We start from the raw sequence: 23,790 nt of genomic DNA, 5'->3' as shown, positions 1-23,790 counted from the left end.
GGGCCGGTCGCACCCAGCCGCGACAGGCGGCCCGCGATCGCACCGGGCGGTCCGTGCCCGTAGCGGGTGGTCCGTGCGTACGGCCGCCGGTCGCAGGGGCCGGCGGCCGTCCAGGGGGTCAGCGGTAGACGCGGGGGTCGGCCTTGAGGCCGCGCGTCAGGCGTACGGTGATGAACTCGTTGTTGTCCGGCTTGCCCGGCGTGCGCCCGTTCGAGAAGGGGAAGTTGTTGTCGTCCAGCACGCCCAGCGTGCGGTCGTCGAGGATGACCACGTCCTCGATCGTCTGGAACGGGAACCTGAACGTGCCGGGCTCGCCCCCGAGCCCGCGCGGGTCGGCGAGGTCGAGCAGGTCGGCGACCAGGGTCTTGTCGAGCGCGCCGTCGCGGTCCTTGTCGCGCGTGTCGGCCAGGTAGATCCGCTTGACCTTGGCGGCGTCACCTTCGAGGTTGTCCCGCTCGATGATCAGGAACCGGTTCCTGTCGACGGCGATGGCGTCGCCGATGGCGTGCGCGGGGTCGTCCAGCTTGTACGTCCACCGGCGCTCGGTGTAGGCCCGCTTGCGCAGGTCGTACTCGTACATGCGCAGCGTGCCCGCGGGGTCGCCGCTGACCGTGCCCTCCAGCAGCGGGTACAGGCGGCGGCCGTCCACGGCCCTGGCCATGCCCTCGAAGCCCTTGCTGGAGCCCAGGTTCGGCTGTTCGCCGTTCAGGTCGGGGTTCTCGGGCGCCTTGACGCCGGGCAGCGCGACGGGGGCCCGCATCAGGCGGCCCCTGCTGTCGAAGTGCAGCAGGAAGGGGCCGAACTCGTCGCCGACCCAGTACGTGCCGTCCGCCGTGCGCACGATCGACTCGACGTCGAAGTCGGAGCCGGTCAGCGTGCGGTCCTCCCGGGTGAGCGGGAAGGGCACCAGGCCGCGCGGGTCGGTCAGGTTGAAGCCGCCGAGCAGCTTGACGGACTTGTCCTTGAAGTCCGGCTTGATGCGGTGGATCCGCAGCAGGAAGTCCGAGCTGTTCCTCTTGTTGCCGAACCCGTTGTCCGACAGCACGTCGAAGGTGCCGTCGTGGCGGCGCACGATGCCGCTGAAGCCCTGCACGGGCTGGCCGCTGAAGGGCGGGGTGACGCCGTTGACGGGCGCCGTGCCGAGCAGCGACCCGGACGCCTCGCTGCCGGGGACGAAGGTCAGGGCGGGCAGGGAGGCGAACCCGGTCAGCGTGGCCCGGCCGAAGGCGTCCCGGCCGGGGTCGGCGGTCGCGGGGACGGCCGTCAGACCGGCGGTCAGCGCGCCCGCGCACATCAGGATGGCGATGCGTTTCATGACGGGCACGTTAGGGCGGGCAAATGACGCGATTCCGAACGGACGGCAACATGTGATGACAGCCGGGTGTCGGCCTGGCCCTACGCTGACCGGTATGACTGTGATGCAGGTGGTCGCCATGGCCGTGGTCGATCGAGGGCGGTTGCTCGTCGTGAGCAAGAACGCCGCTCCCGACGTTTTCTACCTGCCGGGGGGCAAGCCGGAGCCGGGGGAGTCGGCCGAGGAGACGCTCGCGCGCGAGTTGCGGGAGGAGCTGGGGGTGCGCCCGCTGGACCTGGCCCTGCTGGGCGAGGTGGAGGACGTGGCGGCGCTGGAGGGGGTGCCCATGCGCATGACGGTCTTCACCGGCAGGCTGGACGGACGCCCCGAGCCGGCCGCCGAGCTGGCTGCGCTCGGCTGGACGGACGGGCGTGACGAGTTCGGGCCGCGGCTGGCTCCCGCGGTGCGAAATCACGTGGTCCCCCTGCTCGCCGGTGGTTCGGGCGGGCCGGGGGACCACGTTTGACGTTGTGTGCCTGATCAGGCAGTTGTCCCGACCGGGTTCGCCGGAGACTGGGCATGGATGGCCAGGCTCCGGTTCATCGGGACAACTGCATGATCACGCGATGATGCTCGCTGCCGGGTGAGTCAGGCTGCGGAGATGCCGGCGCTGGCCGCGCGGCGCATGCGACGGCGACGCTCGCTGGCGCGCTCGTCCTCGTTCAGACCGCCCCACGTGCCGTACTTCTCGGGCCGGGACAGCGCGTAGTCAAGGCACTCGTTGCGGACGGGGCATCCGGCGCAGATCGCCTTGGCCTTCCGCTCTCGTACGTCACGCTCGGGCTGCCGCTCCCCATCGGGGCCGAAGAAGAGCACGAGGTCCTCACCCCGGCACGCGGCATCATCCTGCCAACCCCAGCTGGGGCGCGGGCGGGCGAGCTGCCGACGTACCTGAGACATGAGAAAACCACCTTCGTGAGAGGTATTTCGGTGTATGAGCCGCATTGGACGCTTATGGCGTCACTGTTCCAACGCAAGTTCGGGCCGTGATGTTCCCTGTTCAGGCGAGAGCGGGCGTGGCGTACCGCACAGGCGTGAGCCTGTCCAGCGAAACCAGCCGGTAGGTAGTGATCTTCTCGGCGCAAGCCGTACCACACGGTGCTGTGAACACCGATGGCTCGATCACAACCTGGAGCCGGACGTCCCCGCAGCGCACAATCGCTTCGGTGACGTCGCCGTCCGTCCTGGAGGATTCCACGGCCACCGCGCCGACAGAACACTCTCCCGTATGGGCTCGGGCGAAGTGCTCAGCGGCCTGCAATGGCTCAGGGATGCCTGCGCGTCCCCGGTAACGGTCGAGAATGATCTCGCCCGACCGGTACGCGTTAGCCGCTGCCGATGCAGCAGCCTGAGACATGCTGCCGTAGAAAATTCCGTGTGGCAAGCACACGAGGTTGGCGGCGTAGCGATCGCCGCCAACATGTGACGTTTCCCACACTCTGTCCGGCAAGATTTCGGCCAGGGACCGAGCGAGGGGTAGTCCAATGCGGGCGCAACACGCATTGCGCTTGGCGTGCGTGCAGACCAGAAATACCGGCTCGTCCTCAAGTATGCAGGACTCCGGGACCACTCCGGCCACGAGCGCGTCCAGGTCAAGATCGTCAGGACCTGCGATGACGCCGCCGGCCACCCACGGGCGATCACCTGCGGCGTAGGCCACTAGCACACGGATTCCCTGCTCCCGTGGGCGGGTGCGCTTTCCGGGGCGGCGGATGAGCTGGGGCCTGATACCGCGTTCCAGCGCCCGGCGGACGAGTTCTGAGATTTTTGCGGGAAGTTCGAAGTTTTCCAGGCGCGAGGGCCATGCTCCGGTGTATTCGATGAGCAGCCACACGCGGGCCCCCACCGTGGCGCTGGCCAATGTGGGCACCTCTCCGGTGTGACACCCGGCCGGATGCTCGCAGCCCCTTGCCAACGCACGTACCCCTTCCCGATCCGCTTGTTAGGTAAGCCTAATCTAACGGATCGGCAGGTTTAGGCGTGCGGGATTTGGTCCAGTACGTCGCGTGTCGCGGGCAGCGCCCGCTCCCTGTCCCGCTTGACCAGGCCGATCCTGGTCCGCCTGTCCAGCAGGTCGCCCTCGTCGAGGGCCCCCTCGTGCAGGACGGACCAGAGCAGATCCCCCTCGGTGAGCCCGAGCCCGACCTCCGCCGGGTGCGACTCGACGAGCTCCAGCGCCGCCGCGGCCTCGGAGCCGTACCGCTCGGCCAGGCGCTGCGGCACCCCGGACGGCCGCGGGCCCGCCCCCACGAGCGGGATCTTCCGCGTACGGCACCGCCCGGCCCGGAGTTTCCCCTCCGAGACCGCTCGATCCACCGCGTCCTGGGCCATGCGCCGATATGTCGTCAGTTTGCCGCCCACCACGGTCACGATCCCGCCCTCGGTGAGCACCGCGTGCTCACGGGACAGGTCGGCCGTCCTGCCGTCGGCCGCCAGAAGCGGCCTGAGGCCCGCGTACGCGCCCGCAACCGCCTCTTTGGTCACTGGGGACTCAAGAACCCCGTTCAGCACCTCCAGGAGCGTTCTGACGTCCTCGTCGGTCGCCTCCGGCACATCCGGCACCGGCCCGTCCACCGGTTCGTCCGTGAGGCCGACGTAGATGCGGCCGTCCTGCTGGGGCAGTATGAGCGCGAACCGGTTGCTCTCGCCGGGAATGGGCACGTGCATGCCCGCGATCAGCCCCGGCAGCGTCCCGGGCTCCAGCACGAGGTGGGCGCCGCGCGAGGGGCGCAGCTTCACCTGCGGATACAGCGTGCCGGCCCACACCCCGGTCGCGTTGATCACCACCTTGGCGCGGATCGTGAACTCCTCGCCCGTCAGCTCGTCGCGTACCTCGGCCCCGTGTCCCGTCAGCCGCAGCGCCCGGCACCGGGTCAGCACCCGGGCCCCGTGCCCGGCGGCCGTCCTGGCGATGGCCACCACCAGGCGGGCGTCGTCGAGCAGCCGCCCGTCCCACGACAGCAGCGCGCCGCGCAGCCCCTCCTCGCGCAGCACGGGTGCGAGGGTGTGCGCGCGGGCCGCGTTCAGCCGCGCGGGGCCCGGCAGCAGGCGGCGCGGCGTGCGGGCGGCGGCCCGCAGCCCGTCGCCGAGCCGGTAGCCGCTCATGATCAGCGCCGCCTGCCGCCGCGAGACGGCCGGGGTCAGCGGCAGCACGTACGGATGCGCCCTGACCAGGTGCGGAGCCGTCCTGCGCAGCAGGATGCCGCGCTCGACCGCGCTCTCGTAGGCCACGCCCACCTGCCCCTTGGCCAGGTAGCGCAGGCCGCCGTGCACCATCTTGGAACTCCATCTGGAGGTGCCGAAAGCCAGGTCGTGCGCGTCGATCGCCGCTACGCTCAATCCCCGGGAAGCGGCGTCGAGCGCGGCGCCAGCCCCGGTCGCGCCGATCCCCACCACCAGCACGTCCACCCGCTCCTCGGCGACCGCGCGCAACTCGCGGGAGCGTCTGGCGGCGTTCAGCGAGTCATCCAAGGTAGCCCTCCAGCAGGGTCGCGAGTTCGGCGTCGAGTTCGTCGAGCGTGACGGGGTCGAGCATGGTCGGGGCGGACACCAGGAACGACTGGGCGACCAGCAGCACCGCCCTTGCCTTGCGCCGGTCGCCGACCGTACGTTCCAGCACCTCCAGGATCGCGTCGTGGCCGGCGCCGCGCCGGTCGATCAGGTACGGCATGAGCAGGTCCGGATCCGCCTGCACGATCTTGTGCCACAGCGGGTGAGCGCGCAGGCCGCGCACGCCCGCCACGACCGCGCGCACCGGGTCCGACAGGTCCAGCCCCTCGATCACCCGTACCCATTCCCTGGTCATCAGATCGGCCACCAGCGTGCGCACGTCGGGCCAGCGGCGGTAGAGGGTCATCCGCGACACCCCCGCCCTGCGCGCCACCTCCGTGAGCGTCGTCCTGCGCACCCCGTAGGCCAGCACGCAGTCGAGTGCCGCGTCCAGCACGCTCTCATTGTGACGAATCGACGTCATGTGTCACAGTGTAAACGTGACTGGAGAACCGATGTCGTGGTCGGGGTGGGGCGACCCCGCCAAGGCCCGTGAGCTGCCCGAGAGCATCCGGGTGCTGCTGCGCGACCTGCTCGGCGTGCGCGCGCCCGCCACCCCCGCGGTCTCCCTTGAGTCGGTACGGCTCCCGCCGGTCGCCCTGGGTGAGCCGCTGCTCGGCGCGCTGGCCGAGGTCGTCGGCGCCGGGCACGTGCTGACCGGGCACGAGGCCCGCGTGCGGCACACGCGCGGCAAGTCCACCCCCGACCTGCTGCGCATGCGCGGGGGCGACGGCTCGGCCGCGCCCGACGCCGTGGTGCTGCCCGGCTCGCACGAGGAGGTGGCCGAGCTGCTGCGGCTGTGCTCGCGCGAGCGGATCGTGGTCGTGCCCTTCGGCGGCGGCACCTCGGTGGTGGGCGGCCTGGCCCCGGAACGCGCGGGAGCCGTGGTTGGGAGTGGGGCGGATGCCGGGAGTGTGAGGTTCGCCGGGGTGATCGCGCTGGACCTGGGGCGGCTCGATCGGCTGCGGTCGGTGGACGTGGAGTCGATGACGGCCGAGTTCGAGCCGGGCATGCGGGCTCCCGAAGCCGAGCGGCTGCTGGCCGGGCACGGGCTGACCCTCGGGCACTTCCCCCAGTCCTTCGAGTACGCCACGCTCGGCGGTTTCGCCGCCGCTCGCTCCAGCGGCCAGGCCTCGGCGGGATACGGCCGTTTCGACGACATGGTCGTCGGCCTGACCCTGGCCACCCCGTCGGGCACCCTGGAACTCGGCCGCGCCCCCAAGTCGGCGGCCGGGCCCGACCTGCGCCAGCTCGTCCTCGGCTCGGAGGGCGCGTTCGGCGTCATCACGTCGTTGCGGCTGCGGGTGCGCAGGGCTCCCGTCGAGCGCCGGTACGAAGGGTGGCGGTTCGCGTCGTTCGCGGCCGGTTCCGCGGCCATGCGGGCGCTCGCCCAGGACGGTCCGCTGCCGGCGGTGCTGCGGCTGTCGGACGAGACCGAGACGATGATCGGCCTGGCCAAGCCGGACACGATCGGCTCCGGCGGCTCCGGCGGCTCCGGGGGGGCCGGGGGGTCCGGGGGGTCCGGGGGCGAGGGCGAAGGCCGGTCCGGTGGCGGGGACGGCTCCGGTGGCTCGGGTGGGTCCGGCGGTGCGGGTGACAGCGGGTCCGGTTGTCTGCTGATCGCCGGTTATGAGGGTGCGATGGTGGGGGCCCGGCACGCGTCCGCCTCCGCCGTGCTGGCGCGGATGGGTGGTGAGCCGCTCGGTCCCGAGCCGGGCGCGGCGTGGGAGCACGGCCGTTTCTCCGCGCCGTACCTGCGCGACTCGTTGCTCGCCGCGGGGGCCACGGTCGAGACGCTGGAAACGGCCGGATTCTGGTCGAACCTGCCCAGGGTCTACGGCGCGGTGCGGCTGGCCCTGCTCGGCGCGCTCGGCTCGCCGCTGGTCATGTGCCACATCTCCCACGTGTACGAGACCGGCGCCTCGCTCTACTTCACCGTCGTCACCCCGCAGGACGCCGACCCGGTGGCCCAGTGGGAGCGGGCCAAGTCGGCGGTGAACGCGGCCATCGTCGAGGCGGGCGGCACGATCACGCACCACCACGGCGTGGGCCGCGACCACCGCGACGCCTACGGCGCCGAGATCGGGCCGGTGGGAGCGGGAATTCTCCGCGCGGTCAAAGCCGAACTCGACCCCGCCGGAATACTCAACCCCGGCGTGCTCATCCCCGGGCGGTGACCTGAGCGAGCCTGTCCGCGAGTGAGGCCCTCGGGCGGGCACGGCTCAACCGAAGCGAGCTTCCCGGCCTCGGCTAAGTCCCCGAAGCGAGTTTCTCGGCTCAGTCGGCCGAAGCCAGCTTCTCCGCCTCGGCGTAGGTGCTCGCGGCCTCGCCGTAGCGGTGCAGGGCCTCCTGTACCTGTGCCAGGCGGCCCAGCGAGACCACCAGCTCGCCGCCGCCGACCGAGCGGGTGAGCGCCACCGCCTCCTGTGCCAGGGGCAGCGCCGCCATGGCCCTGCCCCGCTCCATCTGCAGTTTCGCGGTCGTGCGCAGGCACCTGGCGAGCAGTGCGGCGTGCTCGCCCGGCGACGCCGCCACAAGCTCCCGGCTCCTCGCGATCGCGTCGCCCGCGTTGCCGAGCGCGGCGCTCACAGCCCAGCGCGGGCGGGACTGCGCGAGGGCGAGCAGGCCCTCGACGGCCTTCACGGCGGAGGCTCCGTCGCGAGTCGCGTCGTCGGGGCTGTTACGGATCATGGGAGCCTCCCCTTCGGTGGCGGTCCCAACCGCTTGCTTGGGGGGTGAGATTACACCATTGCGAACCTTCCGTGTTCCCGGCGGTACGGAGCGTTCGGGATGCACAAAAGGGAGATGTTGGTAAAGATGTGGTCATGGTGGAAGTCGCGGCTGAACGGGGAAAGCAACTTTCCTCCCGGGTCTCAGAGGAGGGCGCGGGCTGGGCCTGCTCGCAAATCGGCACGTTCGCGCAGCTCAGGCCCAATAAACAGGGTTTCAGCTGGCTGAATTTAAGAACACTCTGGCTCTCGCGCAACGAGATCCTGGCGGGACTGTTCGGTGACCCGTCGGGAGAGGTCCGGGCGCGATGGGTGGAAGCTCAGCAGGCGCGCGGGATTGACCAGGAAAATCGCATCAAGCCAACTGTCGAGGGAAATTTCAGTTTCCTGTTGCTCGGTGACACGGGGGAGGGGGACGCCTCCCAGTACGCCGTCGTCCCGGGGATGTTGAAGCTGGGCGAGGACACGTCGTTCGCCATCGTCGCCAGCGACGTGATCTATCCGACGGGGTCCGGCAACGAGTACGGGGACAAGTTCTTCCGCCCGTACAAGGACTACGACGCCCCGATCTACGCCATCCCCGGCAACCACGACTGGTACGACGGGCTCGGCGGCTTCATGCGGGTCTTCTGCGACGCGCCGCCGCTCAAGCCGAAGCCGGACCGGGGACTGCGCGGGCTGCTGTGGCGCAAGCCGGAGACCATCGACGAGGCGCGGCTGGCCGAGGCGCGTCAGATGCGGGGCAGGCCGTCGCAGCAGGCGACGCAGCCGGGGCCGTACTGGGTGATCGAGAGCGACAGCCTGCTCCTCGTGGGCGTGGACACCGGCATCAGGAACACCATCGACAGGGCCCAGACCGAATGGTTGCGCCGGGTGTCGCTCGACCCCCGGCCCAAGATCCTCGTGACGGGCAAGCCGATCTACACCGCGAACGCGTACAAGCCGTCGCCGCTGGAGGGCGGCGGGACGATCGACGACATCGTGCGGGACCCGGCGCACCGGTACGTCGCGGCCATCGGCGGCGATGTGCACAACTACCAGCGCTATCCGGTCAAGGTGGGCGACCGGGTGATCCAGTACGTCGTGTCGGGCGGCGGCGGGGCCTTCATGCACGCCACCCACACCATCCAGCGGGTGAACGTGGCGGAGGTGCACGAGGACGACTTCAGGTGCTATCCGCTGCGCGGTGACTCGTTGTCCTTCTACAGCCAGCTCTACGCCAAGCGGCTGCGGATGAAGTGGCTCTACCTGACGCCGTCCGAGGCTTCCTGCATCACCTCCATGCACATCAAGAACGAGCCGGTCAGGACCCCGGCTGGCCCCGTCGAGATCACCCGGCGGATGAGGTGGGCGGCGCGGCTGCTGGGGGCCTGGCCGTGGCCGTTCCGGCTGCCGGTGGACCGGGTGTTCCACCGCTTCCTGTCCGAGTTGTCCGACTGGGACACGCCGCCGTTCTTCAAGCAGTTCCTGCACGTCACGGTGACGCCGGGGGAGGTGGCCCTGCGGTGCTTCGCGGCCACCGGGTGCCTGGGGCAGGAACTGGAGCCGCCGCTGGAGGACGAGGTGCGCATCAAGCTGACCTGATCCACCCGGTGCCGGGTTTTGTCGGCGGCGTTTGGCACTCTTGACCCCGTGTATGTCGTGGTGGCTGGGGAGACGGTGCTGCCGGCCGGGGGCACGGCGAGCCGTCCCGCCGACCTGGCCGGGGCGGTGCGTGAGCTGGAGGGCTCGCAGGGGCCGCGGTGGGTGTGGGCCGACGCGCGGGAGGCGTACCCGCCCCTGCTGGAGCGGGGTGTGCGGGTCGCGCGCTGCCACGACCTCGCGCTGACCGAGGGGCTGCTGCTGGCCTACGAGGGCCGCTACGGCGAGCCCCGCTCGGCCAGGGCCGCGCACGCCAGGCTGCACGGCCTGCCGGTGCCGGAGGAGCAGCCGAGCGCGCCCGGCACGTTGTTCGCGCCCGAGCCGCTCGGCGCGGAGGCGGTCGCCGAGGTGCTGGCCGACCAGCTCCGGCGGATCGCCGGGCTGCCCGAGCCGGGCCGCTTCCGGCTGCTGGTGGCGGCGGAGTCGGCGGGCGCGCTGGTGGCGGCCGAGATGGCCTACGACGGCATGCCGTGGCGCAGGGACGTGCACGACGCGCTGCTCACCGAGATGCTCGGGCCGCGCCCCGTGCACGGCATGCGCCCGGCCAAGCTGCAGGTGCTGGCCGACGAGGTGGCCGCCGCGTTCGGGCATCCGGTCAACCCCGATTCGGTGCAGCAGCTCGTCAAGGCGTTCAAGGGCGCGGGGGTGGCGCTGAAGACGACCAGGTCGTGGGAGCTGAAGCGGATCGACCATCCGGCGGTGCCGCCGCTGCTCGCCTACAAGGAGCTGGCCAGGCTGTTCAGCTTCCACGGGTGGGTGTGGGCCGACCAGTGGGTGCGCGGTGGGCGGTTCCGTCCCGAATACGTGGTGGGCGGGGTGGTGTCCGGGCGGTGGGCCACCAACGGCGGCGGGGCGCTGCAGATCCCCAAGGTGATGCGGCGGGTGGTCGTGGCCGACGACGGATGGGTGCTGATCGTGGCCGACGCGGCGCAGCTGGAGCCGCGGGTGCTGGCCGCGATGGCCGGCGACGGAGGGCTGGCCAGGGCCGCGGGGGAGATCGACCTGTACTCCGCGCTGGCGCAGTCGTTCGGCGGCGAGCGCGACAACGCCAAGATCGCCATGTTGTCCGCCATGTACGGCGGCACCAGCGGCGACGCCTCCAAACTGCTGGCCGTGATGCGGCAGCGCTTCCCCAAGGCCTACCAGTTCGTGGAGGACGCGGCCAAGGCGGGGGAGGAGGGGCGGCTCGTGCGCTCCTGGCTCGGGCGCACCAGCCCGCCCCCGTCGGCGCGGTGGAAGGAGCTGGCGTCGGGTCCCGAAGGCGTGCGGGCGGTCAGGGACCGTGGGCGCTTCACCCGCAACTTCGTGGTGCAGGGGACGGCGGCGGAGTGGGCGCTGGCGCTGCTCGCGGTGTTGCGGGGACGGTTGCCCGAGCCGGCGCGGCTGGTGTTCTTCCAGCACGACGAGGTGATGGTGCACTGCCCGCAGGAGCAGGCCGACGAGGTGATCGCGGCCGTCACGGAGTCGGCGGCCGAGGCCAGCAGGCTGCTGTTCGGGCAGACGCCGGTGCGCTTCCCGATGGAGGCGGTGGCGGTCAAGTCCTACTCCGACGCCAAATGATCAGAGGGTACGGCGCCAGATCGCGGTCAGCCAGAGGCCGCACAGCGCGACCATGACGCCGACCACCAGGCCGAGGACGCCGTAGCCCAGCAGGCCCACGATCGCGCCGGCGATGATCGTGCCGGTCGCGCCGCAGACGTTCATCAGCAGGTCCGACAGACCCTGTACGGCGGGCCGCCGCTCGATCGGCACCGACTCCGTGACCAGCGCCGAGCCGGCCACCAGCCCGCAGGACCAGCCGAGGCCGAGCAGGATCAGCGCCGCCGTCACCTGTCCCACCCGGTGCCCGGCCGTGCCCGCCAGGGCGGAGGCGCTGAGCAGCAGCGCGGAGCCGAGCACCAGCACCGGCAGCTTGCCCGCCTTGTCGGCCAGCCAGCCCACGACCGGCGACATGACGTACATGCCGGCGATGTGCAGGCTGATCACGATGCCGATGACGTCCAGGTTCGAGCCGTCGTGGTGCAGTTTGACGGGGGTCATGGACATGATGGACACCATCGCCGTGTGGCTGACGGCGATCATGACCAGGGCGCGGCGGGCCATCGGGGTCGTGCGCAGGGTCTGCCAGGCGCTGCGGATCGTACGGGTGCGGCCCTGCTCCGGCGCCCGCGCGCCGTCGGCCTCACGGGCCAGCTTGAGCGGGTCGGGCCGCAGGAAGCCGACGACGACGACCAGGGCCAGGGCGAAGGCCAGCGCCGCGAACGCGAACGGCCCCGCCTTCTCCGCCATCCCGAGCTCCATGCCGATCCGGTCGGTGGGCTCGGCCAGGTTGGGCCCGGCCACCGAGCCGATGGTGGTGGCCCAGACGACCAGCGACAGATGCCGGGCCGAGCGCTCCTTCGGGGCCAGGTCGGTCGCCGAGTAGCGGGCCGCCAGGCCGCCCGCGCTGCCGCCGCCGACCAGCACCAGGCCGCCCAGCAGCAGCGGCCACGAACCCAGGCTGATGGCCAGCACCGAGATCGCGCAGCCCGTCAGCGCCGCCACGTACGCCAGTGACAGCCCGGCGCGGCGGCCGCCCGAGGCCGACGCCCTGGCGGTCGGCAGCGCCAGGAGCGCCGCGCCCAGGACGGTGGCCGTGCCGGCGAAGCCGCTGATCACCGTCGAGCCCGACAGCTCGTCCACGACGACGGAGCTGAGCGCCAGCCCGACGGCCACCCCCACACCGCCCACGATCTGCGCCGCCGACAGGACCATCAGGGTGCGGCGCTGGACCTTTCTCAATCGGTCAGAGGACGAGACAGCGGGCTTTGTGGGGGCACTGGTCACGCGTGAAGTCTCGCATAACCACTAACATCGCCCCAAAGGGGACTGTGCGCTATTTAGATCGGGAAAGACGGATTTTCCCGGTCAATTCTTCAGAGCACGACGACGGGATCGCCCACCGCGATTCGCCCGGGGGCGTCCGGGATGAGATTGATGCCGAACCAGACCTTGCCATCGCGCCTGCGATGGCGCGAAAGCGTCCTGATCGGCTCCTTGCCCTTGGTGTAGGTGGCCGTGTCAATGGTGGTGAGCACGCAACGATCGCAACCTTTGCTGACCCGGAGCTCCACCTCGCCGACGCGCAGCCGTTTCCACTCGTCCTCGGCGAACGGCTCCGCCACCCCATCGATCACCACGTTCGGCCTGAACCGGCTCATGGGCAGCGGCCCGGCCGGCTCCTCACCGCGTTCCAGAGCCGTCTCCACGATCCAGTCGTTGAGCCGGGCGAGCGAGGCGGTCGTGGTGAGCAGCAGGGGGTAGCCGTCGGCCAGGCTCACCCGGTCCTCCGGCCGGCCGTAGTCGGGGTTGACCGGGCGCCGGGTGGGGTCGTCGAGCCACTTGAGCCTGACCGGCCGCCCCGCCAGCCCGCTCAGCCATTCGGCCGCGGCGTCGCCGCAGTCGGTGAGCTCCACGGGGGTGCGTCCCACCTGCACCGTGGACGTGCCGGTCGTGGGGACGACCGTGAGCGGCGCGGCGTGCGGGCCCGTCAGCGTGAGCGTGTTCCGGTCGAGCAGAGCCACGCAGGCCAGCAGGCGGGGCTCCTCGCGGGCGGTGAGCACGCCGCCGCCCGCGTTCACGATCATGTAACGCCGGTCGCCCGCCAGCCCCCACGGCTGTACCTCGGCCTCGGTGACGTCGTGCCCGGCGGTGGATTTGACCGGGTAGTAGGAGATGCTCGCCAGCTTCATACGGGAGACGGTATCTCACCGATATCAGCCGTTTCCCGCGCAGCCGGGGCCCTGCGCTGCAGTGCGGCGGAGAGCGCGACGGCTCCCAGGCCCAGCACACCGATCGCGGCTCCCACCCAGGCGACGGAGGTGTAGCCCAGGCCCGCGCCGATGGTCAGGCCGCCCAGCCAGGGCCCCACGGTGATGCCGACGTTGAAGGAGGCGGTGCTCATGGCGGCGGCCATCGTGGGGGCGTTCCTGGCCAGGGAGAAGGGGCGGGCGTTCAGTGCGGGGTTGGTGCTGAAGCCGAACGCGCCGAGCAGGAAGATCAGCGGGATGGCCAGGACGGCGACGGACGCGGACACGGCCAGGGCCACGGAGGTCAGGATGAGTCCGGCGACCCCGGTGAACAGGAGCGGGAACGGCCGGGCGTCGGCGATCCTGCCGCCGATGGTGATGCCGAGCAGCGAGCCGACCCCGTACAGGCCGAGCACGGCCGGCACCCAGACCTCGTCCAGGCCGGTGACGTCGGTGAGCAGCGGGCTCAGGTAGCTGAAGGTGGCCAGCAGCGCGCCCGTGGTCAGCGCGGTGGTGCCGTAGGCGAGCCAGAGGGCGGGGCGGGTCATGGCGCGCAGTTCGGTGGACAGGCTCGGCGCGGCGTCGGGGCCGGGGCGCCCGGCGGGGATGGTGGTGTACACGGCGATCCCGACCAGCGCCGACAACACGGCGACCGCCCAGAACGCGGCCCGCCAGCCGAAGTGCTGGCCGATCAGCGTGCCCGCGGCCAGGCCGACGATGGTGGCGATGGTCAGGCCGCCCACCAGCACGCTCATCGCCCTGGCGCGGGCGGTGACGGGCACCAGGCCGATCGCGGTGGCGGCGGCCACGGCCCAGAAGCCCGCGTACACGAAGGCTCCGACCACGCGGGTGGCGAACAACAGGCCGTAGCTGTCGGTCAGCGCCCCCGCGACGTGCGACAGGACGAAGACGGCGAGAAAGGCCAGCAGCACCGTACGGCGGGGCAGCCGCGAGGTGAAGGCGGCCAGCACCGGCGCGCCCACCAGCATCCCGATCGCGAACGCCGAGATCAGCAGGCCCACGTCCGGCACGGACACCCCGAGGTCCTTGGCCATCTCGGGGAGCAGGCCCGCCAGCATCAGCTCGGAGGTGCCCTGAGCGAAGATCGCAAGTCCCAGTATGTAAATCGCCAAAGGCATGGCGACACTCCTTTTTGGATTGATCGGTTCAAAATGAGGGCGCGAAAAAATCAGAAGACGCCCAGCGCGGTGGTCGCGATCGATTCGAGGGCGGCCCGGCCGGACCCGCCGCGGGCGGCCACCCGCAGGCCGCTGATCGTGGCGGCCACGAAGTGGGCCAGGGCCAGCGGGTCCTTGTCCGCGCCGAGCTCGCCGCGGCAGCGCGCCGCCTCGATCGCGGTCCTCAGGATCTCGATCCGCCTGTCCTGGTCGCGGCGCAGCACCTCGGCGATCTCGGCGTCGCGCGGGCCCAGCTCGACCAGCGCGTTCACCACCAGGCAGCCGACGGGGTCGTCGGGGTCGGGCTCGACCGCCCACCACAGCACGGTCCTGATCTTCTCCCTGATCGGCAGCTCGCGCTCCATGAGGTCGGCGGTCCGCGCGGTGCGCTCGTCCATGTAGTGCCGCAGCGATCGCTCGAACAGGTCGTGCTTGCTGGTGAAGGTGTTGTAGATGCTGCTGCGGCCCAGGCCCGTCGCGGTGCACAGGTCCTGCGTCGAGGTGGCCTCGTAGCCCGCGTCCCAGAACGCGCGCATGGCCGCCTCGACCGCCCGGTCCTCCTCGAACTTCCTCGGTCGCGCCATGACGGCCACGCTACACGTTTTGGAACGGATGGTGCAATATGTCAGGTGGACTGCCGGAACGTGTCCAGGAACACCCGGCGGGTGTCGGCCTGGTCGTCCCACTTGAGCTCGGGCAGGTCGATCGTGATCTTGAACGCGGTCGTCTCGTCCATGGAGACGTACCTGGTCAGGGCGTGCATGGGGACGCCGTTGGGGGTCGTGTAGGTGTACTCCCAGTCGGCCGCCTGCCAGTCGCGGAAGTCCACGCCCTGCAACTGCACCTGGATGTAGCTCTCCAGCCCGCCGTCGGCCTCCAGCTTGGCCAGCTCCGACAGGCCGCCGTCCGACTGCGGGGCGGCCTTCTCCACCAAGATCCGCATGCCGGAGTCCTTCGGCCCGCTGAACGTGGACACGCCGTCGGACGTCTCCAGCTGCCACTCCGCGGGCACGGCGGCCGAGAAGCCGGGACCCGTGTGCTCCTTGGAGCCTTCGGGGACGATCACGGAGACGTCCGACCCGCCGGTCGTGGCGCTGTCGGAGAGCGCCGTCGTGGCGCCGGGAGGCACCTCGGGGGAGCCGCCCGGGTTCAGCACGAACACGATCGCGCCGGCCACGACGGCGAGCGTCAGCAGGGCGCTGATGATCGTGAGCGGCGTGGGCCGCCCTCCGCGCACCCAGGTGCCGTCGTCGTCCTCCTCCACCCGGCGGCGGCTCTTGCCCGGGCGGGGCGGCGCGGCGCCGGGCGGCGGGGCCAGGGTGCTGCGGCGGACGTGGTGCGTCATGTCGCGCGCCTGCTGGTCCAGGTCGTCCTGCGAGGCCAGCGGCCACGGGGTCGAGGCCGAGGACGTGCGGCTGTCCGTGGTCAGGGGGAGGATGGGTTGGGGGCGCGGGCCCGTCGAGTTGTCGAGGTCGTCGTCGAGGCCGCGGGGGCCGCGCGGGGACGGGGGCGTGCCGAAGGGCGGCCGCTGCGGGCCCGACTCGCCGGAGAAGGAGTCGTAGGGGCCCGATGTGCTCTTGAGCGCGTCGTAGGGCCCGGAAGGGCCGCCGAGCGAGTCGTAGGGGCCCGAGGAAGCGCCGAGCGAGTCGTACGGGCCGGAGGGGCCGCCGAGCGAGTCGTACGGGCCCGAAGTGCTCGCCAGGGAGTCGTACGGGCCCGAGGCGTTCCGGAGCGAGTCGTAGGAGACGGGCCCCGAGGGGTCGCGGGGGAGCGGCGGCAACTGGTCTGCGCCCTGACCGCCGGTCGGGGCGGCCATCGGGTCGTGCGGCACGCGTACCGGACCCGACGGCGTCTCCACGATCCGCGAGGGCATCGGCCCCGACGGGGTGTCCAGCGGCGGCAGCAGGCCGGCCGGGGTCGGGTCGGACGGGCTGGGCAGCGTCTCGGGCGTGCGCGGCCTGGGCGCGCCGTGCGCGCGCAGCACCGCCTCCAGCATCTCGACGGCCTGCGCCGAGGTGAGGCGGTCGGCGGGGTTCTTGCGCAGCAGGCCCTCGATCACCGGCAGCAGCGAGCCGGCCCGCTGCGGCGTGATCGGGTCCTGGGTCAGCACCGAGCCGAGCACCGCGACCGGGTCCGGTCCCTCGTAGGGCGGGCGGCCCTCGACGGCGGCGTACAGGGTGGCGCCGAACGACCACAGGTCCGCCGCCTGCGTGATCGGCTGCCCGGACAGGCGCTCCGGCGGGATGTACGCGGGCGACCCCATGAGCAGCCCGGTCTGCGTGATCGTGACGTCGCCCTCGATGGCCGCGATGCCGAAGTCGGTCAGCACCACCCTGGCGGAGGTCAGCAGCACGTTGCCCGGCTTGATGTCGCGGTGCAGGATGCCCGCAGCGTGGGCGTGCCTGACCGCGTCGAGCACCCGGATGCCGATCTCGGCGGCCTGGATCACCGGTAACGGCCCGCTCTGGCGTACGGCCTGCTCCAGCGACCACGCCCGGACCAGCTCCATCACGATCCAGGGCCGGCCGTCCTCCTCGACCACGTCGTGGACGGTCACGATGCCCGGATGCGTCAGCCGCGCGGCCGACCTGGCCTCGCGCAACATGCGCCGGTGCGCGACCTGCATGCCCGCCTGGTCCAGGCCGTAGGGCAGGATCAGCTCCTTGACCGCCACGTCCCGGTCGAGCAGCACGTCGTGGGCGTGCCACACCATGCCCATGCCGCCCCTGCCGACGGGCGACATCAGTCGGTAGCGCCTGCCGATCAGGCGCCCCTGGCTCTGCGAAGCGCCTCCCGCGGCACCTCCCTCTGAGCCGGGTCCGCTGAGCAAGCGGTCGGCTGCCATGTTCCCGCCCCCATCTCGCCTCATCCGTCACGTGCGTGCTTCACGCTACTTGCAGATTGTGAGGATCGTTACGATATAGGCGGGATATGCGCAAGGGAATGTCTTACATCTGGTTCTGACGTGCGGAAATCCCGCGATTAAAAATGGCTCACTTACTGGCCTCCGCCAGGGCGAGCAATGCGCGGGTGAACGCCTCGGCAGGCGGCTCGACCAGGCCCGCGCCGACCTGGCCCGTGCCCGCGACCCGGCCCGCGATGCCGGTGTTGACCACCGGCAGCAGGCCCGTCCTCGCCACCAGTGTGACGTCGATGCCGACCGGTGTGCCGCGGAAGCCCAGCCCCGGGATCTGGTAGACGGGGTGCTCGGCGAGCGTGATCTCGTACATGGAACGGGTGGCCCGCACCGCGTCGGACACCTCGCCGCCCACGAAGCGCACGATCGCCGGAGCCGCCGCCATCGCGAACCCGCCCAGGCCCGAGGTCTCGGTGATCGTGGAGTCGCCGATGTCGGGGTTGGCGTCATCGGGGCCGTACGAGCCCAGGTAGAGCCCGTCGGGCACACCCGCGGGACCGGTGAACCAGCGCCCGCCCAGCCCCGAAACCTGGACGCCGAAGTCGGTGCCGTTCCTGGCCATGGCGACGACCAGGGACGAACCCGGCACGTCGCGGGCCGCGTCCGTGGCGGCCTTGGCCGCGGCCATCCCGATGTTGAGGAAGAAGTGGTCGTTGCCGTTGATGAAGCGCAGCACCTGCGCGGCCTCGCCCGGGGCGGCCTCGACCACGGCGGGGGCCAGCTCGCGCAGCAGCAGCGAGGTGGCGGCCCGGTTGCGGTTGTGCAGCTCGTCGCCCATCTGCAGGGCCTGCGCGATCAGCGAGCGCAGGTCGATCGGGCCGGTACGCGCCAGCGTCGCCGCCAAGGCCGGGCCGAGCACGCGGTCCATCCACCGCAGCCGGTCCAGCACCTCGGGGCCGTACGCGCCGTACCGCAGGACCTTGCCCAGGCCCTCGTTCAGCGAGCAGTAGGCGGTGCCGCCGTGCTCGTCGTCGCGCACCTCGAACAGCCACATGGACGGGCTGACCACGCCCGCCATCGGGCCCACGGTGGCCCGCTCGTGGCAGGGGCGCAGCTCGACCGCGCCCGCCGCGAGCCGGTCCGCGGCCTCGCGCTCGTCGCCCGCCAGGCCCTCCAGCAACATCGCGCCGATCAGCGCGCCGCGCATCGGGCCCGAGGCGCGCTCCCACGTGATGGGCGGGCCCGCGTGCAGGAACGTGCCCTCCGCCAGCAGCTCCGAGGCCCGCCGCAGGCCCACCAGGTGCGGGCGGGCGGCGGTCAGCCGGCGCACGGCCAGCTCGTTGGCCTCCCGGCGGCGCGGATCCGCCAGCACCTTCGCCAGGGCGTCGCCGGTGCCCGGGAGGGGCGGGCGCCAGGAGACCGGCGAGGTCGGCACGGCCTGCGCCCGCAGCGCCTCGTCGAGCAGCCCCGCGCCGACGGTGATCACGCGCGGCGGCGAGTTGAACAACGTACTCACAGCAGGCTCCTGGCGTGGCGGGCGGCCTGGGCGTTGGAGGTGAAGACCGCCGCGCCCGCCTCGCGGAAGGCGGCGGCCTGGCGGTGCAGGTCCTGCGGGTCGCCCTCGGTGCCGATCAGGGAGATCACGACGCAGGCCGCGGTACGGGCGACGGCGTGCGCGAGCGAGGCGGCCGGGTCGGGGTCGGCGCCGTGGCCCAGGACGACGTCCATGAGCACCACGTCCGTCTCAGCGGCGCGGGCCAGCGCCTCCACCCGCAGCGTCGGGTCGATCATCGGATGGGCCCTGCCCCTGGTGAAGGCGTCGTCGCCGTAGTCGACGAACTCGCCCTGGCCGGCCACGGCGGCGGCCTCCATGCTGAGCGTGCCGCCGGCGTACAGGCCCCTGATCCGCTTCGGCGCGGGACGCGGACCCCGCCAGGCAGGCCAGGACGGCCACTCGGGCACGGGCCTGCCGAGCGTGCGCAGCACCTCTTCGGTGGCGTGGGTGAGGTCGGGCGCGCCCGCGCCCAGCAGGGCGGGCACCACGGGCGTGCTCAGCCGCAGCTCCGAGACGGCGCGCGCCACCCCGGGGTCGGGCGGCTTGGAGACCAGCACGATCAGCTCGGTGGCCGGGTCCTCGTCCAGCAGGCGCAGGGCGCGCCGCGTGGACAGGCCGCCCACCTCGGCGGACAGGTCCCTGCCGCCCACGCCGAGCACGTGGCTCACGCCGGCGCCGGCCCGGTCGAGGAGGCAGGTCACCTGCTGCGCGCCGGTGCCGGACGCGGCCACCACGCCGACGGGGCCGGGGGTGAGGACGTTCGCGAAGCCCAGGCCGGCGCCGCCGATCACCGCGGTGCCGCAGTCGGGGCCCATGACCAGGACGCCTCTGGCCTCGGCCAGCTCCTTGAGCGCCCGCTCCTGCGCCGTGGTGACGCCGTCGCTGAAGATCATGACGGGCAGACCCGCCTCGATGGCGTCCAGGGCCTCGAAGAAGGCGTACTCGCCGGGGGTCGAGACCAGGACCAGGTCGGCGGGGGCGCGGGCGGCGGCCGAGCGGGTGGTCAGCGGCGGCTGCTCCTCGGGGCCCGGCTGTTCCCGGTGGGCGGCGGTGAGCTGCCTGCCGGCCTCCTCGACGGCCGCGTCCGGGTCGCGTGCGCGTACGGCGATCACCAGGTCGCCCGGTCCCGCGTCCCGGACGTCGAAGCCCATCTCGCGCAGGATCGAGACGTTGAGCTCGGTCGCCATGGCTACCATGGCCGCCCGCACGCCGGGCAGCTCCGACAACGCCCTGCTGACCCGCATGAGGGTGACCGAGTCGTGGTAGCTTCCGCGCCGTACCAGCACAGCCTGGGGCAGGCCGTTCATCGCGCCCCGCTGAGGGCGAGGACCGCGGTGACGCCGATGGCGATGCCCTGGGCGAGGTCGGCGCCCGAGGTGTGGCCGAGGCGGTGCAGGTGGCGCAGCGCGGGTTCGAGCGGCTGATGGCCGGCCAGGCCGCGCAGCACGGCGATCACCTCGGGGCTGGCCTCGCCTCTGGCCGCGCAGTGCAGGAGCGTGGCCGAGAGGGGCGTGGTACGGGTGCGCGCGTCGTACGTCACGGTCGCCGCCAGCCAATCAGCCAGCCAAACCGCCCGCTCCGCCCCTGCCTGATCCGCCCCAGCCCGCTCCGCCCCTGCCTGATCCGCCCCGGCCCGCTCCGCCCCTGCCCGCTCCGACCCGGCTCGCTCTGAGCCCGCCCGCTCCGGCTGCGCCCGCTCCGAACCGGTCGCGAGCCCCAGGTGTCGCAGCGCCACCAGCAGCCCCGCCAGCACGTCGTCGCCGCTCGGTGTCAGTCCGGGACCCAGCCCCACGAGCCGCTCGGCCGCCGTCACCACCCCCAGCAGCCAGCCCTTCGCGCAACTGTGGGCCAGCAGGTCCACCGCGGCGTTGCCGGCCAGCCCCGTGCCCGGGGGATCGCGCAGCAACTCCGCCGCGCCCGCCAGCCGGGCCGGATCCAGCCGTCCCAGCGGCGGCGAGGGATCCCACCAGCGGCGCACGCTCAGGCTCATCGGGCCCAGCTCGATCGTCCTGTCGCCCACCGACGCTTCGTCACCCACCGTGACGCGCGGCAGCGGGGTGGCCAGCAGCACGGCGTTGGGCAGCCGCACGGCCCCACCCGTGATGACCGCGATCACCGCAGGCTCAAGCTCGGTCCGAACCTCCAGGTAGACGCCGGTGGGGAAGACCGCGAGCACGCGGGCGGGACGCCGCTGGGATTCGAGCACCGGGCGGACCGCGGTGCTGGCCGCGCCCGTGACGTGGACGCGGGTACGCCGCGCGTGAGTACTGACCGTCACCGGACCTCCCAACCGACCCTGGACCTGACCGTAGAACGCCCGGTGAACCCTCCGTACGGGTAAATTTGCCAACAGTCAGCGAGAAGGTTGGCTCTTCCTGACAGACCGCTTCGGGGGTCACAATCTCCCCATGGAGCCCCCCGTCCGTCTCGCCAGCACCGGCACGATCATCCACGGCGTGTCCGTGGAAGAGGTGCTCGGCGTCTCGACGCTCGCGGACGCCAGGCTGATCGCGGGGGAGAGCGGGCTGGCCCGCATCGTGCAGCGGCTCAACGTCATGGAAGTGCCCGACATCCTGGCCTGGGTCAAGCCGCACGAACTGCTGCTCACCACCGGCTACCCGCTGCGCAACACGCCGCAGTCGCTCGGCCGGCTGGTGGCCGACCTGGACGAGCGCGGGCTGGCCGCGCTGGCCATCAAACTCGGCAGGTACGTGGACGAACTGCCCGACGAGATGGTCGAGCAGGCCGACCGGCTCGGCTTCCCGCTCATCCTGCTGCCGAACGACGTCGGCTTCGACGACATCCTCAACCAGGTGCTGACCGACATACTCAACCGCCAGGCCGCCGTGCTGGCCCGCGCCGAGGAGGCCCACCGGGCGCTGGTGCAGGTGGTACTGGCCGGCGGCGGACTGAACGAGGTCACCGCCGAGGTGGCGCAGCTCCTCGACGTGTCGGTGGCCGCCGTGGACGGCTCGGGCCGCGTACTGGCCGCCGCCGGGCCCGCCGAACACGTGACGGCGCTACGCGAGTCGATCACCCACTCCCGCTCCTCCGGGAGTCCCGCGAGCCGGACCGCCCGCTCCTCCGGGAGCCCCGCGGCCCCGGCCGCCCGCCCCTCTGAGAACCCCGCGACCCCGGCCGCCGCCCGCCCGCCGGCCGCCGGCGCCCGCCCGCGATCGTTCGCCTCGGTGCCCGTGCTGGCGGGCGGGCACCACCACGGCAGGATCGTCGCCTACAGCCCGCTCGGCTCGATCAGGGACAGCGACGTCGGCATCCTGGAGCGCGCGGCCACCGTCGCCGCGCTCGTCGTCACCCGGCAGGAGGCGGTCAACGCCGTCGAGAGCAAGTACCGCGCCGACTTTCTGCGCGACGTGCTCACCGGCCGGGCCGGCGCGGCGGAGCGGGTCACGGCCAGGGCCAGGGCGTTCGGCTGGGACCTGGCGCGACCGGTGACCGTGCTGGTGGCCGAGCTCGACCCGGACGGCGACGAGCGCAGCGCCCAGGACCGGCTGGTCTCGTGCTGGACCGCCGCGATCAGGCGGCACGACCCGCGCGGGGCGGTGGCCGGGTTCTCGCACGAGGTGGTGGCCGTGGTGGACGCCGCGCTCGACGCCGCCCGGGTGGCCAAGGACGCCGCCTCCGCCTTCGCCGACACGCCGCCCGCCACGTTCTCGACCGGCACCTCGCGGCCCAGCCCGGGGGCGGAGACGCTGCCCGAGGCGTACTCGCAGGCGCTCAAGGCGGCGCGGGTGGGGCGGCAACTGCACGGTCCCGGGGCGGTGGCGCACTTCGACCAGCTCGGGGTGTACCGGCTGCTGTCGCTGGTCAACGACACCGAGGAACTGCACGCGTTCGTACGGGAGACGCTCGGCCCACTGGCCGCCGACGACGACGCCGAGAACGCCGACCTGCGCCGCACCCTGCAGGCGCTCCTGGAGACCAACCTGAACGTGGCGGAGACGGCGCGGCGGCTGCACTTCCACTACAACACGCTGCGCTACCGGATCGGGAAGCTGGAGCGCCTGCTCGGCAACTTCACCGACGACCCGCACCTGCGCCTGAACCTGACGCTGGCGCTGCACGTGCTGCGGATGCGGGGCATCTAGGCTGCTGCGTTGTGGACGATCTGGAATTCGAGCTGACCACCGAGTACATCCCGCTGTGCGACCTGCTGAAGTACTGCGGGATCACTGAGACAGGGGGGATGGCCAAGCATCTGGTGGCCGAGGGGATGGTCATGGTGGATGGGGAGGTGGAGCTCCGCAGGCGGGCGAAGATCCGGGCGGGGCAGGTTGTGAGCGGGGAGGGGTACTCGATTCACGTCCGCTGAGCGCTGGGACATCTACGAAAAGTCACCATGCAATTACCCGTTGTTTACTATCATCGGGCGCACCGGGAAAAGAAACGGCCCCCTTGCGGGGGCCGTAGTACCCGGGAACGTAGCCCCTGGGCGGGTAACTCCATGTTAGGACGTGATGGCGGTGCGCGACAAGTCGAATCCCGAAGTCGAGCGTGTGGGTGTCTACATCGACGGGTTCAACTTGTACTACGGTCTGCGCGAGCTCGGCGGACGGCGCTTCCTGTGGCTGGATCTTCGGACGATGGCCACGCGCGTACTGCGGTCACATCAGCGGCTTGAGGCTCTCAACTACTTCACTGCCCCCATGCGGAACGATCCACCGGCCATAGCGCGGCAGGAAGCGTACTTGGCGGCACTGGAGAGCAGTGGCGTGCGGGTTGTCCTGGGCAGGTTCCAGGAGCAGTCGGTGAGGTGCCATGCGTGCGGCTACATGAGACGGACATATGCGGAAAAGCAATCCGATGTTGCGCTCGGCGCCGCCATGGTCGCGGATGTGGCGACCGGCAAGGTCGATACGGTCCTGCTCGTCTCGGCCGACTCCGACCTGTGTGCCGCGATCCATGCCATCAGGGAGATCGACCTGGAGCGGAAGACGAAGACCCGGGTGGTCACTGCGTTTCCGCCGCGCAGGCGCTCCGAGAACCTCCGGCTGGTCAGCGACGCGTGGTTCCCGCTGGGCGACGCCGTGATCCGCCGATCCCAGCTGCCCGACGTCATTCACGCCCCTGACGGGGCCGTTTACCGGCGCCCGCCGCACTGGAACTGACGCGCACCCTCTA

21 protein-coding genes are annotated in these 23,790 nt (G+C 71.9%); 7 read left to right on the top strand and 14 right to left on the bottom strand.

The annotated features are described in order from the left end of the window. Positions 1-118 precede the first annotated feature (118 nt). Positions 119-1,315, bottom strand: a complete 1,197-nt coding sequence (locus tag AB0I81_RS07675) for an esterase-like activity of phytase family protein (RefSeq protein ID WP_360651654.1) — start codon at positions 1,313-1,315, stop codon at positions 119-121. Between the two features lie 94 nt (positions 1,316-1,409). On the opposite strand from AB0I81_RS07675, the gene AB0I81_RS07670 reads away from it, so the two are divergent. Further along, positions 1,410-1,820 carry an NUDIX domain-containing protein gene (locus AB0I81_RS07670; RefSeq protein ID WP_360651651.1) on the top strand — a complete coding sequence of 137 codons (411 nt, stop codon included), beginning with the start codon at positions 1,410-1,412 and terminating at the stop codon, positions 1,818-1,820. 122 nt (positions 1,821-1,942) lie between these two features. Here AB0I81_RS07670 and AB0I81_RS07665 read toward each other — a convergent pair whose 3' ends face one another. The 4 genes from AB0I81_RS07665 to AB0I81_RS07650 all read right to left on the bottom strand — a co-directional run bounded on the left by AB0I81_RS07665 (position 1,943) and on the right by AB0I81_RS07650 (position 5,327). Next, positions 1,943-2,254, bottom strand: a complete 312-nt coding sequence (locus tag AB0I81_RS07665; RefSeq protein ID WP_125634885.1) for a WhiB family transcriptional regulator — start codon at positions 2,252-2,254, stop codon at positions 1,943-1,945. 100 nt (positions 2,255-2,354) lie between these two features. Then, positions 2,355-3,224 (bottom strand): sucrase ferredoxin, encoded by an 870-nt coding sequence (locus AB0I81_RS07660; RefSeq protein WP_360651646.1) that lies wholly within the window; start codon positions 3,222-3,224, stop codon positions 2,355-2,357. A gap of 104 nt (positions 3,225-3,328) precedes the next feature. Then, positions 3,329-4,825 (bottom strand): glycerol-3-phosphate dehydrogenase/oxidase, encoded by a 1,497-nt coding sequence (locus AB0I81_RS07655; protein ID WP_360651643.1) that lies wholly within the window; start codon positions 4,823-4,825, stop codon positions 3,329-3,331. After that, positions 4,818-5,327: a helix-turn-helix domain-containing protein gene (locus tag AB0I81_RS07650; protein ID WP_360651640.1), complete on the bottom strand. Its 510-nt coding sequence runs from the start codon at positions 5,325-5,327 to the stop codon at positions 4,818-4,820. Before AB0I81_RS07650 ends, AB0I81_RS07655 begins: the two co-directional genes overlap by 8 nt. A 31-nt stretch (positions 5,328-5,358) precedes the next feature. Between AB0I81_RS07650 and AB0I81_RS07645 the strand changes: the two genes are divergently transcribed. Further along, positions 5,359-7,080 (top strand): FAD-binding oxidoreductase, encoded by a 1,722-nt coding sequence (locus AB0I81_RS07645; protein ID WP_360652046.1) that lies wholly within the window; start codon positions 5,359-5,361, stop codon positions 7,078-7,080. A gap of 100 nt (positions 7,081-7,180) precedes the next feature. Here the strand turns inward: AB0I81_RS07645 and AB0I81_RS07640 are convergent, their stop codons facing one another. Further along, positions 7,181-7,594, bottom strand: coding sequence for a hypothetical protein (locus AB0I81_RS07640; RefSeq protein ID WP_360651637.1), 414 nt, complete (start codon positions 7,592-7,594; stop codon positions 7,181-7,183). A 428-nt stretch (positions 7,595-8,022) separates the two neighbouring features. Here AB0I81_RS07640 and AB0I81_RS07635 point away from each other — a divergent pair, with 428 nt between their 5' ends. Both AB0I81_RS07635 and AB0I81_RS07630 read left to right on the top strand, forming a co-directional pair. Next, positions 8,023-9,216, top strand: a complete 1,194-nt coding sequence (locus AB0I81_RS07635) for a metallophosphoesterase (protein WP_360651634.1) — start codon at positions 8,023-8,025, stop codon at positions 9,214-9,216. Between the two features lie 57 nt (positions 9,217-9,273). Next, entirely contained in the window at positions 9,274-10,833 is a 1,560-nt protein-coding gene (locus tag AB0I81_RS07630) for a bifunctional 3'-5' exonuclease/DNA polymerase (RefSeq protein ID WP_360652043.1), read from the top strand. Here the strand turns inward: AB0I81_RS07630 and AB0I81_RS07625 are convergent, their stop codons facing one another. From AB0I81_RS07625 to AB0I81_RS07590, 8 genes are all read right to left on the bottom strand, one after another. After that, positions 10,834-12,054, bottom strand: a complete 1,221-nt coding sequence (locus tag AB0I81_RS07625) for an MFS transporter (protein WP_360651631.1) — start codon at positions 12,052-12,054, stop codon at positions 10,834-10,836. A 134-nt stretch (positions 12,055-12,188) separates the two neighbouring features. Further along, a complete protein-coding gene (locus AB0I81_RS07620) occupies positions 12,189-13,004 on the bottom strand; it encodes an MOSC N-terminal beta barrel domain-containing protein (protein WP_360651628.1) in 816 nt (271 codons plus the stop codon). Continuing rightward, a complete protein-coding gene (locus tag AB0I81_RS07615) occupies positions 13,001-14,200 on the bottom strand; it encodes a Cmx/CmrA family chloramphenicol efflux MFS transporter (RefSeq protein ID WP_360651625.1) in 1,200 nt (399 codons plus the stop codon). The genes AB0I81_RS07620 and AB0I81_RS07615 overlap by 4 nt, the downstream gene beginning before the upstream one ends. A 50-nt stretch (positions 14,201-14,250) precedes the next feature. After that, positions 14,251-14,823 (bottom strand): TetR/AcrR family transcriptional regulator, encoded by a 573-nt coding sequence (locus AB0I81_RS07610; RefSeq protein WP_360651622.1) that lies wholly within the window; start codon positions 14,821-14,823, stop codon positions 14,251-14,253. 41 nt (positions 14,824-14,864) lie between these two features. Continuing rightward, positions 14,865-16,982 (bottom strand): protein kinase, encoded by a 2,118-nt coding sequence (locus AB0I81_RS07605; RefSeq protein ID WP_360651619.1) that lies wholly within the window; start codon positions 16,980-16,982, stop codon positions 14,865-14,867. Between the two features lie 250 nt (positions 16,983-17,232). After that, positions 17,233-18,612 carry a DUF1116 domain-containing protein gene (locus AB0I81_RS07600; protein ID WP_360651617.1) on the bottom strand — a complete coding sequence of 460 codons (1,380 nt, stop codon included), beginning with the start codon at positions 18,610-18,612 and terminating at the stop codon, positions 17,233-17,235. Beyond that, complete coding sequence (locus tag AB0I81_RS07595) at positions 18,609-19,958, bottom strand: FdrA family protein (RefSeq protein WP_360651614.1); 1,350 nt, start codon at positions 19,956-19,958, stop codon at positions 18,609-18,611. Before AB0I81_RS07595 ends, AB0I81_RS07600 begins: the two co-directional genes overlap by 4 nt. Continuing rightward, positions 19,955-20,929, bottom strand: coding sequence for a DUF2877 domain-containing protein (locus tag AB0I81_RS07590; protein WP_360651611.1), 975 nt, complete (start codon positions 20,927-20,929; stop codon positions 19,955-19,957). The genes AB0I81_RS07595 and AB0I81_RS07590 overlap by 4 nt, the downstream gene beginning before the upstream one ends. A gap of 130 nt (positions 20,930-21,059) precedes the next feature. Here AB0I81_RS07590 and AB0I81_RS07585 point away from each other — a divergent pair, with 130 nt between their 5' ends. From AB0I81_RS07585 to AB0I81_RS07575, 3 genes are all read left to right on the top strand, one after another. Continuing rightward, positions 21,060-22,757 carry a PucR family transcriptional regulator ligand-binding domain-containing protein gene (locus tag AB0I81_RS07585; RefSeq protein WP_360651608.1) on the top strand — a complete coding sequence of 566 codons (1,698 nt, stop codon included), beginning with the start codon at positions 21,060-21,062 and terminating at the stop codon, positions 22,755-22,757. Between the two features lie 11 nt (positions 22,758-22,768). After that, a complete protein-coding gene (locus AB0I81_RS07580) occupies positions 22,769-22,981 on the top strand; it encodes an RNA-binding S4 domain-containing protein (protein ID WP_360651605.1) in 213 nt (70 codons plus the stop codon). A gap of 145 nt (positions 22,982-23,126) precedes the next feature. Beyond that, a complete protein-coding gene (locus tag AB0I81_RS07575) occupies positions 23,127-23,777 on the top strand; it encodes an NYN domain-containing protein (RefSeq protein WP_360651602.1) in 651 nt (216 codons plus the stop codon). Positions 23,778-23,790 lie beyond the last annotated feature (13 nt).

Source organism: Nonomuraea sp. NPDC050404, assembly GCF_040655495.1.
Taxonomy (GTDB): Bacteria; Actinomycetota; Actinomycetes; order Streptosporangiales; family Streptosporangiaceae; genus Nonomuraea.
Note: the sequence above shows the minus strand (reverse complement) of the source record. Positions and strands in the feature narration are given on the sequence as shown.

Coding starts and splice junctions, on each gene's coding strand:
- AB0I81_RS07620 (WP_360651628.1), bottom strand. CDS start 13,004: ATGAAGCTGGCGAGCATCTCCTACTACCCGGTCAAATCCACCGCCGGG.
- AB0I81_RS07645 (WP_360652046.1), top strand. CDS start 5,359: ATGTCGTGGTCGGGGTGGGGCGACCCCGCCAAGGCCCGTGAGCTGCCC.
- AB0I81_RS07585 (WP_360651608.1), top strand. CDS start 21,060: ATGGAGCCCCCCGTCCGTCTCGCCAGCACCGGCACGATCATCCACGGC.
- AB0I81_RS07610 (WP_360651622.1), bottom strand. CDS start 14,823: ATGGCGCGACCGAGGAAGTTCGAGGAGGACCGGGCGGTCGAGGCGGCC.
- AB0I81_RS07605 (WP_360651619.1), bottom strand. CDS start 16,982: ATGTCGCCCGTCGGCAGGGGCGGCATGGGCATGGTGTGGCACGCCCAC.
- AB0I81_RS07640 (WP_360651637.1), bottom strand. CDS start 7,594: ATGATCCGTAACAGCCCCGACGACGCGACTCGCGACGGAGCCTCCGCC.
- AB0I81_RS07575 (WP_360651602.1), top strand. CDS start 23,127: ATGGCGGTGCGCGACAAGTCGAATCCCGAAGTCGAGCGTGTGGGTGTC.
- AB0I81_RS07675 (WP_360651654.1), bottom strand. CDS start 1,315: ATGAAACGCATCGCCATCCTGATGTGCGCGGGCGCGCTGACCGCCGGT.
- AB0I81_RS07650 (WP_360651640.1), bottom strand. CDS start 5,327: ATGACGTCGATTCGTCACAATGAGAGCGTGCTGGACGCGGCACTCGAC.
- AB0I81_RS07670 (WP_360651651.1), top strand. CDS start 1,410: ATGACTGTGATGCAGGTGGTCGCCATGGCCGTGGTCGATCGAGGGCGG.
- AB0I81_RS07595 (WP_360651614.1), bottom strand. CDS start 19,958: ATGAACGGCCTGCCCCAGGCTGTGCTGGTACGGCGCGGAAGCTACCAC.
- AB0I81_RS07665 (WP_125634885.1), bottom strand. CDS start 2,254: ATGTCTCAGGTACGTCGGCAGCTCGCCCGCCCGCGCCCCAGCTGGGGT.
- AB0I81_RS07615 (WP_360651625.1), bottom strand. CDS start 14,200: ATGCCTTTGGCGATTTACATACTGGGACTTGCGATCTTCGCTCAGGGC.